This window comes from Mesorhizobium helmanticense (assembly GCF_003034915.1).
GTDB classification, from domain to species: Bacteria; Pseudomonadota; Alphaproteobacteria; order Rhizobiales; family Rhizobiaceae; genus Mesorhizobium; species Mesorhizobium helmanticense.
This window is the reverse complement of the sequence record NZ_PZJX01000043.1, coordinates 1-13,328: the sequence shown is the minus strand read 5'-3', so window position 1 is coordinate 13,328 and position 13,328 is coordinate 1. Positions and strand designations below refer to the sequence as shown.

The 13,328-nt window shown below is 63.1% G+C and carries 15 protein-coding genes and 1 pseudogene; 6 read left to right on the top strand and 10 right to left on the bottom strand.

All coding sequences use genetic code 11. The annotated features are described in order from the left end of the window. The first annotated feature begins 75 nt into the window (after window positions 1-75). Window positions 76-555 (top strand): VOC family protein, encoded by a 480-nt coding sequence (locus tag C9427_RS23225; protein WP_107651424.1) that lies wholly within the window; start codon window positions 76-78, stop codon window positions 553-555. 59 nt (window positions 556-614) lie between these two features. Here C9427_RS23225 and C9427_RS23220 read toward each other — a convergent pair whose 3' ends face one another. The 4 genes from C9427_RS23220 to C9427_RS34160 all read right to left on the bottom strand — a co-directional run bounded on the left by C9427_RS23220 (window position 615) and on the right by C9427_RS34160 (window position 3,079). Beyond that, window positions 615-968, bottom strand: a complete 354-nt coding sequence (locus C9427_RS23220) for a hypothetical protein (protein ID WP_097575914.1) — start codon at window positions 966-968, stop codon at window positions 615-617. A 66-nt stretch (window positions 969-1,034) separates the two neighbouring features. After that, window positions 1,035-1,994: a DMT family transporter gene (locus C9427_RS23215; RefSeq protein WP_107651423.1), complete on the bottom strand. Its 960-nt coding sequence runs from the start codon at window positions 1,992-1,994 to the stop codon at window positions 1,035-1,037. Window positions 1,995-2,277: 283 nt separating this feature from the next. Beyond that, complete coding sequence (locus tag C9427_RS23210; RefSeq protein WP_107651552.1) at window positions 2,278-2,664, bottom strand: hypothetical protein; 387 nt, start codon at window positions 2,662-2,664, stop codon at window positions 2,278-2,280. 85 nt (window positions 2,665-2,749) lie between these two features. Beyond that, a complete protein-coding gene (locus C9427_RS34160; protein ID WP_167434455.1) occupies window positions 2,750-3,079 on the bottom strand; it encodes a MoaF-related domain-containing protein in 330 nt (109 codons plus the stop codon). A gap of 85 nt (window positions 3,080-3,164) precedes the next feature. On the opposite strand from C9427_RS34160, the gene C9427_RS23205 reads away from it, so the two are divergent. After that, window positions 3,165-4,010, top strand: a complete 846-nt coding sequence (locus C9427_RS23205; RefSeq protein ID WP_167434454.1) for a substrate-binding domain-containing protein — start codon at window positions 3,165-3,167, stop codon at window positions 4,008-4,010. A 131-nt stretch (window positions 4,011-4,141) separates the two neighbouring features. Here the strand turns inward: C9427_RS23205 and C9427_RS23200 are convergent. Next, window positions 4,142-4,345 (bottom strand): annotated as a pseudogene (locus tag C9427_RS23200) (ABC transporter permease); the annotation flags it as partial. 148 nt (window positions 4,346-4,493) lie between these two features. On the opposite strand from C9427_RS23200, the gene C9427_RS23195 reads away from it, so the two are divergent. From C9427_RS23195 to C9427_RS23185, 3 genes are read left to right on the top strand one after another with little or no spacing between them, the layout of a single operon-like run. Further along, a complete protein-coding gene (locus C9427_RS23195; RefSeq protein ID WP_107651421.1) occupies window positions 4,494-5,849 on the top strand; it encodes a selenium-binding family protein in 1,356 nt (451 codons plus the stop codon). Continuing rightward, window positions 5,846-6,217 (top strand): 2Fe-2S iron-sulfur cluster-binding protein, encoded by a 372-nt coding sequence (locus C9427_RS23190; RefSeq protein WP_107651420.1) that lies wholly within the window; start codon window positions 5,846-5,848, stop codon window positions 6,215-6,217. Before C9427_RS23195 ends, C9427_RS23190 begins: the two co-directional genes overlap by 4 nt. A 5-nt stretch (window positions 6,218-6,222) precedes the next feature. Beyond that, complete coding sequence (locus tag C9427_RS23185; protein ID WP_208636409.1) at window positions 6,223-6,672, top strand: CoA-binding protein; 450 nt, start codon at window positions 6,223-6,225, stop codon at window positions 6,670-6,672. Between the two features lie 181 nt (window positions 6,673-6,853). Here C9427_RS23185 and C9427_RS23175 read toward each other — a convergent pair whose 3' ends face one another. Continuing rightward, window positions 6,854-8,086, bottom strand: a complete 1,233-nt coding sequence (locus tag C9427_RS23175) for an NAD(P)-binding domain-containing protein (RefSeq protein WP_280954159.1) — start codon at window positions 8,084-8,086, stop codon at window positions 6,854-6,856. Between the two features lie 59 nt (window positions 8,087-8,145). Further along, complete coding sequence (locus tag C9427_RS23170; RefSeq protein ID WP_023679231.1) at window positions 8,146-8,703, bottom strand: OsmC family protein; 558 nt, start codon at window positions 8,701-8,703, stop codon at window positions 8,146-8,148. Between the two features lie 388 nt (window positions 8,704-9,091). Here C9427_RS23170 and C9427_RS23165 point away from each other — a divergent pair, with 388 nt between their 5' ends. Beyond that, a complete protein-coding gene (locus tag C9427_RS23165) occupies window positions 9,092-9,532 on the top strand; it encodes a lipid-binding SYLF domain-containing protein (protein WP_107651417.1) in 441 nt (146 codons plus the stop codon). A 163-nt stretch (window positions 9,533-9,695) separates the two neighbouring features. Here C9427_RS23165 and C9427_RS23160 read toward each other — a convergent pair whose 3' ends face one another. The 3 genes from C9427_RS23160 to C9427_RS23150 all read right to left on the bottom strand — a co-directional run. Further along, window positions 9,696-10,676 carry an ABC transporter permease gene (locus C9427_RS23160; protein WP_107651416.1) on the bottom strand — a complete coding sequence of 327 codons (981 nt, stop codon included), beginning with the start codon at window positions 10,674-10,676 and terminating at the stop codon, window positions 9,696-9,698. A 211-nt stretch (window positions 10,677-10,887) separates the two neighbouring features. Then, a complete protein-coding gene (locus C9427_RS23155) occupies window positions 10,888-11,859 on the bottom strand; it encodes an ABC transporter permease (protein ID WP_107651415.1) in 972 nt (323 codons plus the stop codon). Beyond that, window positions 11,856-13,328, bottom strand: a 1,473-nt coding sequence (locus C9427_RS23150) for a sugar ABC transporter ATP-binding protein (protein ID WP_107651414.1), incomplete at its 5' end; no start/stop codon positions are given. The genes C9427_RS23155 and C9427_RS23150, both read right to left, overlap by 4 nt.

The following is a 13,328-nucleotide window of genomic DNA, read 5'->3' as shown; positions in this document are numbered from 1 at the left end:
GACAGGGTGGAGAAAAGAGGCTGGCGACCTATTTCGGAAGAGGAGACATCTGTTTCAACGGAAAGGAACATGCGAATGCCGATCCCGAAGAATACGATTTGCCTGTGGTACGACAAGGACGCGGAGGCCGCGGCCCGCTTCTATGCCGAGACCTTTCCCGACAGCAAGGTAAGCACCGTCCACCGTGCCCCCAGCGACTATCCGTCCGGCAAGAAGGGCGACGTATTGACGGTCGAATTCACCGTTGCCGGCGTTGCCTGTCTCGGCCTCAATGGCGGTCCCGCGTTCAAGCAGAGCGAGGCCTTCTCGTTCCAGATCGCCACCGACGACCAGCAGGAAACCGATCGCTACTGGAATGCCATCGTCGGCAATGGCGGCCAGGAAAGCGCCTGCGGCTGGTGCAAGGACAAATGGGGCCTGTCCTGGCAGATCACGCCGCGCACGCTGACCGAGGCGATGGCGGCAGGCGGCGACGAAGCCAGGCGCGCCTTCGATGCGATGATGGAGATGAAGAAGATCGACGTCGCCGCGATCGACGCGGCGCGGCGCGGCTGACGCGCCATGCCCGCGTAGCGCCAGGCGTTCCCCTCGTCGGCGAAGGAAGGCAGTGGTGCCTATGGATATTTCGTCTGACTTGCACCCTGGGGAGCGCCCTCCAGCGCCTTTGGCAGCGGCAGATTCGAGCACCGCAAGTGCACCTCGCGGGCGAACAGCTTTCGCTGCTTCTGCTCATGCTCCTTGATGGCTGCCACGAGCCCCAGTGAATACGGGCCAAGCAGGACGCCGAAGCCCCAGCCTGGGTGCTCTTTCTCGCGTGCGGCGTAATCCGAAGCCGCCATGCGGGCTTGCTGGCATTCCGGCGACAGCCATTTCGGGTCTTGCTGCGAAAGCGACGCTTCGTACTCGACCGGAGAGCTCACACATCCGGCCAATGTCGCGGCCAAGGCGACGACTATCGCAATTCTCATCCCCAAGCCTTCCCTGAGCGTTTTGGAGAGTTATACAGAATTCCTCGCCCGTCGCTCGCAAGATTTCTAGGCGACGCGTGGTTGCGCCGGCCTGGGCTTGAGCACGGTGGCGAGCACGATGCCGGCGACGATGAAGGCAGCGCCGACCAGATCGTAGTCGTGCAAGCCCTCGCCGAGCAACAGATAGGCGAGTATGGCGACGAACACCGTCTGCAGATAGAGCAGCATGCTCGCCCGGCTGGCGCCAAGCGTTTCCACGCTTTTGTTGTAGAGATAGTACATCAAGGCGCCGCCGGGGCCCGCCAGATAGGCGAGCGCCAGCACGCTGTCGACATCCATGGTGGAGCGTTCGTCGTTGAACAATTCCCACAGATGGAACGGCAAGGCGACCAGCGCGCCGGCGCCGAGCAGCAGCACGACCATCGGCAACAGTTCGATGCCGAATTTGGCACGGCGCAACAGAACGGTGTAGAGGCCCCAGCAGAACGCGCTGCCGACGATCCACAGTTCGCCGGCGTTGAACTTGAGTTGCAGCAGCGCCGTCAGGTTGCCGTGGGCGACGATGAAAACCATCCCGGCCAGCGCAACAACCGCGCCAAGCGACTTCCACAGCCCGAGCGGCTCGCCAAGCACGAAACGGGCGAGCACCATCGTCATCACGGGCGACAGCGCCATGATGATGCCGGCCGTGGTGGCGTCGGTGTCGTTGAGGCCATGGTAGATCATGCCCTGGCACAGCGTCAGGCCGATCGCTCCCACGGCGACGACCTCCACGGCGCGCGTTCGCAAAAGCCCGATCATCGCCTCGTGATGACGGTGCACGATCGGCAGCAGGATGGCGCAAGCCAGCGCCAGCCGCCAGAAGCAGAGCCCCCAGGGCGGCATCTCAGGCGCCACCCACTTGGCCGCGATATAGACCCCGGCCGAAAGCAACCAGCACAGCACGGCGGTTGGATAGCCGGCCATGGAGGATGTGGGCGCGAGGGCAGGTTGCGCCGCTTGATGCGCTATCGGCACTGCCTGCATGTCATGCCCCCCTTCAATGACGTCAGCCCGAGGGGGTAATATAGCTTGTGGCGTGGGGTCGTGCATCCGTTTTGAATGGTGGGGTGGAAAGGGGACCGTGGCCGCTGCGGTGGTGGAGTGCGAAGGTTCCTTTCCTTCACGGGATGCAACGGCCGGAAATGGGGCCGGAAACGGAATGGCAGTTTTGGGATGCAAGCGGCCTAGCCTGCCGTAGTTGAGAATGTAGCGTTACCGGACGCATGCGTCTTCGACAGTCACTTTGATCCCCTCCGTGAGGAAGTCCTTACGACTTCATTTCTACCCTGATGCCATGAAGTGTCTTGCCAGAGGCATTCAGGACCCGGCCTGCCGGTTGCGGAGCCATGTGCACGACAAGGCAGCCCTTTCCGTCCCACGCCTGGATCGCCTGGATCACGTCCCGGTTCGGCGGCATCATGGTGCCGTCCGGCGCGAAGTCGTGGATCGGGCCCTGGACCTGGTCGAACACGAAGACAGAGGGCCAGCGGTGATGGTGAACCGGCTCTTCCTCGTCGGGTCCGAGGATCACTTCGAGGACGCGCAGCCGGTCGTTCTCGAATACAATCTTGTGGTTGGCGGGCGCCGCGATGACCGCGTCGAGTGTCGGATCCCACAGTGCCGGGTCGGTCTGATCGTCAATCATGATCGTCATTGCTGTCTCCATGTGGCGCCAGGCTCCGTGGGCGGGCGCCGGTGACTTGCATTCTCACACTGCTCCTTCTGCTGGTTCGGGGCCGTTAGGCAGCCGCCGCCGGTTGAATTGCGCCCTGCGCGCAGAACAGCCCTCCGTCAGCCAGCCGTGCATAGTTGTGGACGATATCGTTCTCGTGATCCTGAATCTGCACTACGAAGGTACCACTTTGCTCGGTCCAACTCATGACGAAGAGGCCCGGTCGAACGCCGGTGAGGGTGCTGCTCACGACCTCGTCGATCTCCGTCGAGCCAATCGTCGCCTGCACCCGCAATTCGTTCGGTGAGAGCACCGTCAGTCTCGGCACGAAAGCGCCGAATGAACAATCGAATGTCTTCCCGACGAGCGAGGTCGGGTCTACGCTGAAGCCAGTCATCCTCATTCTCCCTAATGTGGAGGCAAAGCCAGGTTCCGGGCGCAGGACTGCGCGGCATGGTGGCAAATTCAACGCAATCGGACTTATGCCGCCCGGCGACTATGCTATTTCAGACATGATTCGAAGCCCATATCTGCGCGAACTCACCCTTGGTGTAGCGCAAGCCTGCGACGAAGCAGGGGCGACGCTGAGTCTCATAAACGGCACCGACTCCAGCCGCGCCTCTACCATCCGGAAGGCTCTGGTAGATGGCTTCATTCTGGGCCACAGCGCCGACATCGAGCTTGTCTCCTCGGCGAAGCGGCGGCGGTTACCCTTCGTGATCCTCGAGAGCGATGCTGGGGCGGACGTCAACTCGATCCGCATCGACGGAAAGGGTGGCGCACTCCTTGCCGTCGAGCACCTGGCGGCGCTGGGGCATCGCCGTTTTGTCATACTGTCCATACGGCGGACCGCCGGGCCGCCGATCGTCCACATGCCCTTCACCGCTGGTCGCATGATCACGGCGGGCTTCCAATTCGACCGTCAGAGGCTCGACGGGTTCGCCGAGGGTCTGGCGAAAGTCGGCCTGTCGATCGACAACGTTCCGATCATCGAGACGACGCCTGGGGATCCGTCCGCCGGAGCCGTCGTCTTCGACCGGGCTCCCGAAGCAACCGCAATCTTGACCATGTCCGATTGGCAGGCGATCACGGTGCTGAATGAGGCGGTTCGTCGAGGCATTTGCATACCCGAGCGGGTGTCCGTCGTGGGCTTCGATGGCACTTCAGAGTCGGCGCGCACGGTGCCTCCTCTCACGACCATTGCGCAGGACATCGTCGGAAAGGGGAAGCTTGCTGCGGCGATGGTGTTGGCAAACGATCGACCGCGGCAGATCGTGATGCCCGTAAAACTACTCGTCCGCGGCTCGACCGCCCCTCCGCGTTCCTGAGTCCTTAGTGCACGGGAAGGCGGCGGCAGTGACTGCTCTCCGGAAATACCTAAGGCTACCTGAACGTCTGATTTTTGTGCGCAAAGCTGCCGTCAACATCTTGGCAGACGTAGGTCGACTTTGCGTCCCCCCTACCGTTCCTCCACAATCCGCAAATACGCCGCCGTTACGAACAGCACTATCAGCCCAAACAATATCCGCCTTGCCCCCTCCGGCATTTGCAGGATGGTCAGCAGCGTCGTCAGCACGGTGAGGGCGCCCATGATGGTGCCGGTGTAGCCGCCGCCGAAGATCGAGGTGGCGCCGATCACGGCCGCCGAAGGCAACGCCGGCGGACGGTCCCGTGGGCGCTCTGTCGCCGAGTTGTACGTCACGGTGCGCGCTTGACCAGCCACCCCGGCCATAGCGCCAATGCCAAGCATGCACTAACATTCCAGCTTGACCCCCTGTTGGGGCTGGCCTGTTCAAATTGGGGAAGTACCCATGACCAATCATTGCTGTGGACCGGGCTATGCCTCTCCAGCAGAGGCGATCAGGGCACCTCGCGAAAAGCTGCTCTATACGATTGCCATCTACACTGGCACGGGCATTCAGAAGCCGGACTATTTGTGTACCATTGATGTCGACCCGGAGAGTTCGACCTACAGCCAGGTGATTTCACGTTTGCAAATGCCTGACATTGGCGATGAGCTCCATCACATGGGCTGGAACGCCTGTTCGTCGTGCCATGGCGATGCGGGCATGGAGCGCAAGTATCTGATTGTGCCGGGTGTGCGCTCGACCAATCTGCATATTGTCGATTGCGGAACCGATCCCCGCAATCCGACACTGTTCAAGGTCATAGACGGCGCTGAAATCAAAACCAGGACCAATCTGTCGGCGCCGCACACGGTGCATTGCCTCGGCTCGGACATCATCGTTTCCATGCTTGGCGACGCTCAAGGCAATGCCCCAGGTGGCTATTTGCAGCTCAACAAGGAGTTCGAGATTGTCGGCCGTTGGGAAAACTCCATGGGCGGCATCAAGTTTGGTTATGATTTCTGGTACCAGCCGCGACATAACGTAATGGTCAGCTCGGAATGGGCCGCGCCCAATACCTTCATGCCTGGTTTTGACCTGGAGGAGGTTGGCCACCTGAAGTATGGCCGGGAGATCCATTTCTGGGATTTTGAGAAAAAGGAGCCAAAGCAAACATTCTATCTCGGTGAAGATGGTTTGCTCCCGCTGGAAGTGCGGTTCCATCATAATCCCGATAGCAGTCACGGCTTTGTCGGCGCGGCCCTGTCCGCAAATATCATCCATTGGTGGAAGGATACGGCGGGTGACTGGCAATGGGAAAAAATCGTCGATGTCGGCAATGAGCCGCATCCCGAATGGCCGATCCCGATACCGGGCGTGATCTCGGTCATTCTGCTCAGCATGGACGATAGATACCTCTATCTCTGCAACTGGCTGCATGGCGACATCCGCCAGTACGACATCTCGGACCCGCACAACGCCAGGCTCACCGGACAAGTGTGGATGGGCGGACTTCTCGGCCGTGCGCCCGAGGTCAATGGCGTGAAAGTGACTGGCGGGCCGCAGATGATACAGCTCAGCCTCGACGGCAAGCGCCTCTATGTAACGACCTCGCTGTTCTCGACCTGGGACAATCAGTTTTATCCGGAAATCCGCACCAATGGCGGATGCATGCTGATGGTCAATTGCGATACGGAAAACGGCGGCATGGAAATTGATCCGCGATTTGTCGTCGATTTTGGCAAGGAACCAAATGGACCTAGCCGCTGCCACGAAACCCGTTATCCCGGCGGTGACTGCACGAGCGACATCTGGGTATGACCAGCTTCACCATCACCCTCGCCAACCAAGGCGGTGCGGCCTTTGACGTCGATCATCGCAAGCCCCTCTTGCAAAGCCTGCGCGAGCAGGGCGTGGACCTGCCCTACGGCTGCAAGTATGGCGGCTGCATAACCTGCGCGGCCAAGCTGATCAGCGGCAAAGTCAGTCAAAAGGCGCAGCGCGCGCTGAACAACCGCCAGATCAACAATGGCTATATAATCCTCTGCGTTGCCCGCCCTATGAGCGACTGCACGCTGGAGGTCGGCGTTGAAAGCCACGACAAGCTCTATCGCAACCCCTTCCTGGATCCCTTGGCCGCACATGAATTGAAAGCCGATATCGCGACCCCGTTGGAAGCAAAGAAATGACCCATATGAATCATGATGAGCCCTATTCGGAGGCTTATCTGCAAGACATTCTGAAGTCGGTCAAAACCATCGCGATGGTGGGGGCCAGCCCCGACAAGACCAAATTTTCCTATGGTGTTCTCAGGGTTCTGCACGAAACCGGCTATGACATGATCCCGGTCAATCCCGCTCCCGGTCTGGATGAAATTCGAGGGCTCAAGGTGTACCCGTCACTGGCGGCCATCGACCGGCCTGTCGATATGGTTGAGGTTTTTCGCCGCTCCGAAGATCTGCTGGAAGTCGCACAGGAAGCCATTGCAATCAATGCCAAGGTTCTGTGGGGGCAGATCGGGGTGCGCGATGACGCGGCCGCCCGGCTGGCGGAGGAAGCGGGCCTGAAAGTGGTGATGAACCGCTGTCCGAAGATCGAGTTGTTCCGCCCCTTCTGGAAGCCGAAGTTGCACTTGGGAATATGATCGCGGGGTCACGGAATTCGGCGTTGCCGCGGCAGCTGAGCTATTCGCTTGGCTTTGTAGCGGTTCATCGTTTCACGGAAACGCCGAACCGCTCTATCTCATTGTTTTTCCGCAATTCCCAAGGGAAAGCGCTGCGCGCTTTTCCCGGGAAAACTGTTTCACACTTTTCCTGGAATTGCTCTTAGACGTTGTTTGATCTTTGCCTGAGGTAAGCTGCCAGATGGTCGCTGAGATCACGCGCGTCGTCGCCGGCGCCGTCGATCAGCGCAGACTTGCGGCGGCGCAGAAACTGCATCCCCATCAGGTACATGCCCGGATGTTCCGCAACGCCGCCGTCGTGACGGACGTAGCCTTTGCGGTCGAGGACCGGCAACTCCAGCCAGGAGTAGTCCGGACGGTAGCCGGTGGCCCAGATAATCGTCCTGATCGCGCCTCCGGTAAGGTCGAGGCCGAGCGGCGGATTGTCCTCGACACGGGTCGGCGGCAGGCGATCCGGCGGCCCGACCGTGGCGTCAAGGCCGTTGGCGCGCGCCCATTCGTCGATGAGGTCGAGCAGCCGGGCCATCTTGAGATCGGAAAGCGCGCACATGTTGCGCAACGACCCCGCAAACTGGGCCTTGCCGTCTTCGGTGATGCCAGCCAGGCGGCCGATGAGCCTGACACCGAGGTCGACCAACGCATTGAGGTCGAGGGTCGTGCGGTCTTGTGTGCCGGCAAGCTGCAGCGAAGGAACCCGTCGCGCCCGTCTGATGTCGTCTACCTCGTCGTAGCGCTCGTCGAGCACGCCTGCGGCGTCCATCCACCATTCCAGGTCCTTGCCGCGATAGACGCGCGGCGCCCGAATGTGCTCGCCCACCGACAGGGTCACCTGGCGCCCCGCACGCTGCAGCTCCTGTGCGATCTGGGTGCCGCTGGCCGACGCGCCCGCCACCAGCACGCCACCGTCGGCGACCTGAGCCGGATTGCGGTAGGACTGTGCCGTCAGCATGGCGACCGACGGCGGCACGCGGACGGCGAAATCGGGCAGGCGCGCGACGTTGCACGCGCCCGACGCCAGTACCAGGGTCCGGCAGCGCCACTCGCCGCGGTCAGTGCGCACGAGATATCCCGCCCCGTCGCTGCGAACCGAGGTAACGGTCGTGTGTGTTCTGACCGGCGCCGAGATCGACTTGGCATAGTTTCCGAGGAAGTCGATCACCTCAGGCATCGTCCGGTAGCCGTCGGGGTCGTCGCCATCATAGCAGAAGCCCGGCAGCCGGCTCTGCCAGTTCGGGGTGAGCAGCCGCAGCGAATCCCATCGCTCGGTGCGCCAGGTATGGGCGATCTCGCCGCGCTCCAGCAGCACATGGTCGATAGCGCGCTCCGCGAGGCAGCGGCTCATCGCGAGCCCCGCGTGCCCTGCACCGACGATCACTGTGGTGACGGAACTAATCGCGCCCTCTCGTCAGGAGAGTCTACGGCTCGAAGTGCCTTTCAGTTCACCACGACCGTGACGTTCGTCGGATTGGTGACAATGTCATAGACTGCCGACCGCTTCTGCGACTGAGCGACGATAGCCTCGATGTCCTCGCGCTTGGCGTCGGCGTCGATGTTGTATTTTACCGTGATGCCGCTGAAGCCGTTGCGGACGTCGCTGTCGATGCCGAGTATCCCCGCGAGATCCATGTCGCCTTCGATGGTCGCCTTCACCGACTTCAACTGGATGTTCCGGTTCTGGGCAACAGCGGCGATGCCGGCGGTCAGGCAGCTCGCCAGCCCGACCAGTACGTATTCGACAGGCGTGGCGCCCTTGTCCTGGGAGGCAAAGACCTCCGGATGATCGGCGTCGAATGTGAAGGTGGTCTTGCGATGCTGATCCTCGCCGAGACCGTAGAAGCTCTCGACCGACGAGTGGCTGTGTGTGCCATCCTTCCATTCGCAGGCCGCGCGCCACTTGAACTGCGCGGCCTCTGGGGCGTTGGTAAGCGCTTCGCGTGCGCCGAGCAGCGCCTCGACGTTAACGCCATTGTTTGCCTGTACTTCGGAAGCCATCATAATCCTCCCTACTTTGCACTGGCTTAAAAAACCCGACCGATCCCACTGAGCTCCTGATCAGATTTCACCAGGGGATGGCATGCTATGGGCAGCGAAGCGTTTCTTCAAGTTGTTTCCGTAGGGGCAGTGTCGCCCCTCGTCTGCTTCCGGGCGGAGGCAAAGTTCGCCTCTATGACCGACACTAGGCGCAAAGCCGCCGTCAACATCCGCCCCCTACCTCTCCCCCACAATCCGCAGGCGCGTCGCGCGCTCATTGTCGCCGACGGCGGCGTAGATCGACCAGCCGCATACCTGGAACCAAATGACGGGCTAGACTGTTCAAGTTTGATTCGACGCTGACGAACCCTGCCTGTTGGGTAAGCTGCGATCTTGAGGAGCTCTCATCATGAATATTTCGTCCAGCTTTCGTTCCCTCGCGGTTGCCGTCATCGCCGCAGGCGCTGTCAGCGCTGCAAGTGCCGCGCATGCCGACAGCGGCACGATCCGCTTCACCGTCTACAAGGCGGCATTCTTCGTCGGTGGCTCCGGAGGCGAGGGCACGCTGACCTTCCATGGCCGCACCTATCCCATCTCGGTCGGAGCCGTCTCGGGCGGCTTCGCCTTCGGGGTTTCCAAGACCTATTTCCGGGGCACCGTGCGGCATATCCGCAGGGTCCGGGATGCGACTGGGGTTTACGGCGCCGCGGGCGGCGGCGGCGCGCTCGGCAAAGGCGCCCAGGTGATCGTCATGACCAATGACAAGGGCGCCCAGCTCGAACTCACGGGCAGGCAGGTAGGCCTGCAGGTGAACGCCGATCTCAGCGGCATGGCCATCTCGTTGAAGTAAGCACTGTCCGTCACATCCTGGTCGGGCAAGCCTGGCTTGCATGCGAGGCTTGGCCCAGATGCAGGAATGATGGCCATGGCATGCGCATCAACCGATGGCGGCTTTCAGCAAGGCGCCGTCGAATCCCGTGTGGTCTGGATCGGCCGCAATGCGGCCCCCTTCCCTACCTCTCCTCCACAATCCGCAAATACGCCGCCGTGACAAACAGCACGATGAGCCCAAACAATATCCGCCTTGCCCCCTCCGGCATCTGCAAAATGGTCAGCAGCGTCGTCAGCACTGTCAGGATCAGCGCGCCGATGATGGTGCCGGTGTAGCCGCCGCGGCCGCCGAAGATCGAGGTGCCGCCGATCACGGCCGCCGCTACCGAGGGCAGCACCAGCGGTTCGGCGAGCGACAGCGATGGCGCCTTGATCAGGCCGATATAGAGCAGGCCGGTGATGCCGGCGAGCACGCTGGAGATGACGTAGAGCGCGGTGATGACCTGCCAGTATTGCACGCCCGACAGGCGCGTCGCGCGCTCATTGTCGCCGACGGCGTAGAGCAGGCGGCCGAAGCCGGTGCGGCTCAAAGTGAAGACGATGAGGGCTGCCAGCGGCACGAACAGGAGCAGGGCGTTGGGAAAGCCATAGGTGACGCCGGTGCCGAGCCAGGCGAGGAAGTCCGGGATTTTCGCGCCCGACGCGATCACCGTGCGCTGGTAGACCTGCAGGCAGCCGGTGCCGATCAGGCTGGTGCCCAGCGTCATGATCAGCGGGTGGACGCGAAAGACGCCGACGCCGATGCCGTTGACCAGGCCGATCAGCACCGCCGGCATCATCGCCAGCAGGAAGGCCACCGCCGGGTCCTGGTTGACGACTTGCGTGGCCATGATGAAGGCGCTCATCGTTGCCACCGTGCCGACCGAGAGATCGATGCCGCCGGTCAGCATGGTCATGGTCTGGCAGCCGGCGAGGATCGCCAGCGGTATGGCGAATTTGATGGTGTTGGCGATCCAGCGCTCGTTGACGATGCCGGGGCGCAGGATCTGCAGGATCACCACCAGAATGACGAGCAGGATGATCAGCGGGATCAGCGGCCGGTCGGCCATGAAGCGTTTTACGCGGCGGCCGAAGGGGACGGGGGTGATGGCGGTTGTGCTCATGAGGCGGCTCGCGATGGTGGTGGCGCGATGCGTCTTTCCCTTCTCCCCTTGTGGGAGAAGGTGGATCGGCGCGCAGCGCCGAGACGGATGAGGGGTGCTGGACGGAATGAGGCGTCGGTGTTTTCTGGAACACCCCTCATCCGACCTCGCTTCGCGAGGCCACCTTCCCCCACAAGGGGGGAAGGGAGAAGGGCATGCCGATGCTTTCCCATCATTGCCGCCCCCGCATGGTAATAAACGCGCCGAACATCACCACGGCGACCATGATGGCGCCTTCGATGATGGCGGTGACGTTGGGGTCGATGGCGAGCAGCGTCAGATCGGTGCGCACCAACCGCAGCACGAAGACGGCGACGATCGGTCCGAGCAGGCCGCCCTTGCCGCCGCCGAGCGCGACGCCGCCCAGCACCACGGCGGCGACGCTGGCCAGCAGATAGGGGCCGGGGATGGGCGCGCCGATGCCGGTGCTCATGGTCAACGCCAGCCCGCCAAAAGCGGCGAACAGGCCGGACAGCGCATAGGCGATAATGCGGGTGCGCGCCACCGGCACGCCGCTGCGGAACGCCGCCAGTTCGCTCGAGCCGATGGCGTAGATGGAGAGGCCGAGCTTTGAGCGCCTCAGCGGTATCCAGATGACGCAGAGGCAGATGACCAGCACCAGCAGCGCCTTCGGCAGCCAGGCGTCGATGGCGTCGGGCAGGCCCGGTATCGGCACGGTGCCCGATATCAGGCCCTTCAGCCATTCGGCGACCGCGCCGCCAGGCGCATCGAGCACCAGCAAGGCCGCGCCCTGCAGGACGAAGAGGGTGGCCAGCGTGACGACGATGTCGGGCACACGGGTGACGACGATGAGGATGCCATTGACGGCGCCAAGCACAAAACCCATGGCCAGCACGAAGGGCACGACGAACAGCGCGTATTCCTCCGAGGCGCCGTTCATCATCGAGGCGGCGGTGACGCTGGTCAGCGCCATCATGGCGGCGACCGACAGGTCGATGCCGCCGGCGATGACGACCACGGTCTGGGCGGCCACGGCGAAGGCGTAAGGCAAGACGGCGCGCGCGAGCGAGCCGAAATCGCTGCTGCCATAGCCAGGCTGGATCAGCTTGGTGATGATGAACAGGATGATGAGCAGGGCGAACAGGCCGGCGACCCAACCCTGGCGGCGCAAGAGATGGCTCATGGCGTCGCCCCCGGTATGGTCGAATCCGAAGAGCTTGATGTCGGGTCGGCAAGGATGCCGACATCCGCCTTGGCGCCGCGCGGCAGGCCATAGGCGGCGCGCATCAGCGCCGGCTCGTCGGCCTCCTCGACCGCAAAGATATCGACGACGCGGCCGCCGAAGATGACGATGACGCGGTCGCAGACACGCTGCACCTCCTCCAGCTCGGAGGTGTAGAACAGCACCGACTTACCGTGGCCGGCGAGCTCGCGCAGCAATTTGTAGATCTCCTGCTTGGTGCCGACATCGATGCCGCGCGTCGGGTCGAAGCACAGGATGGTGCGGGCGTCCGCCGCGATCCAGCGGGCGATGGTCACCTTCTGCTGGTTGCCGCCGGACAGGCGCTGCACTTCCCCTTGCGCGCGGGTGTCGATCTGCAGCCGCTCGATGGCGCTGACCACCTTGGCGCGCTCCTGGCGCATGTTAATAGGTCCCCAGTTGCGCAAGGCGGCGCTGAAGGGAAGGGCGATGTTCTCGCGCACCGAGCGCTGCATGGCGAGCGCCTCGGCGCGGTCGCCCGGCACATAGGCGAGACCGGCGCGGATGGCGTCGATCGGGTGAGAGAATTTCACCGGCTGGCCGTCGACCTCGATGGTGCCGCCCGATGGCCGGATCGAGCCGGCAAGGGCGGAAAACAGCTCGTCCTGGCCCTGGCCTTCGAGAGCGACGACGCCGGCCACTTCACCGTCAGCCAAATCGAACGAGACATCGTTGAGCTTGGTGCCGACGCGCAGATTGCGCACGCCGAGGCGCGGGCGGGCAGGGGCAGGCGCTGCCTTCTGGCTGGCGGTGCGGGCTGCGACATGGGTCTTGACGATGCGGGCGCCGAGCATCAGCTCGACGATCTTTTCCTCCACACCCGGCACGATGTCGACGACGCCGACGGTCTCGCCGTCGCGCAGCACCGTGGCGCGGTCGCACAGCGCCGAGATCTCGACGAAGCGATGGGAGATGAAGATCACGGCGCGGCCGCTGTCGCCCTGGCGGCGCACGACCTCCAGCACTTTCTCGGCAAGGTTGGCGGGAAGTGCCGCGGTCATCTCGTCGAGCAGCAGCACGTCGGGCTCGACGGCCAGCGCGCGCGCCAGGTCGAGCACGCGCAGCACCGCCAGCGGGATGTCGCGCGCGGTGTCGCGTATGTCGAGGTCGGGAATGCCGAGTTCACGCACCCAGGCGCGGAACGGCTCGACCGGCGTGCCGGTCAGGCGCAGATTGGAGAGCACGTCGAGATCGGGGATCAGCGATGGCTCCTGGTATACGGGCAGCAGGCCGGCGCGGCGCGCGGCGGCGGGCGAACGCACGTCGCGCGTTTCGCCGCGGATCAGGATGCGGCCGGCATCGGCGCGAATGGCGCCGGTCAGGATCTTCACCAGCGTCGACTTGCCGGCGCCATTGGCGCCCATCAGCGCGTGAACCTCGCCGGGCAGGAC

Coding starts and splice junctions, on each gene's coding strand:
- C9427_RS23225 (WP_107651424.1), top strand. CDS start 76: ATGCCGATCCCGAAGAATACGATTTGCCTGTGGTACGACAAGGACGCG.
- C9427_RS23220 (WP_097575914.1), bottom strand. CDS start 968: ATGAGAATTGCGATAGTCGTCGCCTTGGCCGCGACATTGGCCGGATGT.
- C9427_RS23215 (WP_107651423.1), bottom strand. CDS start 1,994: ATGCAGGCAGTGCCGATAGCGCATCAAGCGGCGCAACCTGCCCTCGCG.
- C9427_RS23210 (WP_107651552.1), bottom strand. CDS start 2,664: ATGACGATCATGATTGACGATCAGACCGACCCGGCACTGTGGGATCCG.
- C9427_RS34160 (WP_167434455.1), bottom strand. CDS start 3,079: ATGACTGGCTTCAGCGTAGACCCGACCTCGCTCGTCGGGAAGACATTC.
- C9427_RS23205 (WP_167434454.1), top strand. CDS start 3,165: ATGCCGCCCGGCGACTATGCTATTTCAGACATGATTCGAAGCCCATAT.
- C9427_RS23195 (WP_107651421.1), top strand. CDS start 4,494: ATGACCAATCATTGCTGTGGACCGGGCTATGCCTCTCCAGCAGAGGCG.
- C9427_RS23190 (WP_107651420.1), top strand. CDS start 5,846: ATGACCAGCTTCACCATCACCCTCGCCAACCAAGGCGGTGCGGCCTTT.
- C9427_RS23185 (WP_208636409.1), top strand. CDS start 6,223: ATGAATCATGATGAGCCCTATTCGGAGGCTTATCTGCAAGACATTCTG.
- C9427_RS23170 (WP_023679231.1), bottom strand. CDS start 8,703: ATGGCTTCCGAAGTACAGGCAAACAATGGCGTTAACGTCGAGGCGCTG.
- C9427_RS23165 (WP_107651417.1), top strand. CDS start 9,092: ATGAATATTTCGTCCAGCTTTCGTTCCCTCGCGGTTGCCGTCATCGCC.
- C9427_RS23160 (WP_107651416.1), bottom strand. CDS start 10,676: ATGAGCACAACCGCCATCACCCCCGTCCCCTTCGGCCGCCGCGTAAAA.
- C9427_RS23155 (WP_107651415.1), bottom strand. CDS start 11,859: ATGAGCCATCTCTTGCGCCGCCAGGGTTGGGTCGCCGGCCTGTTCGCC.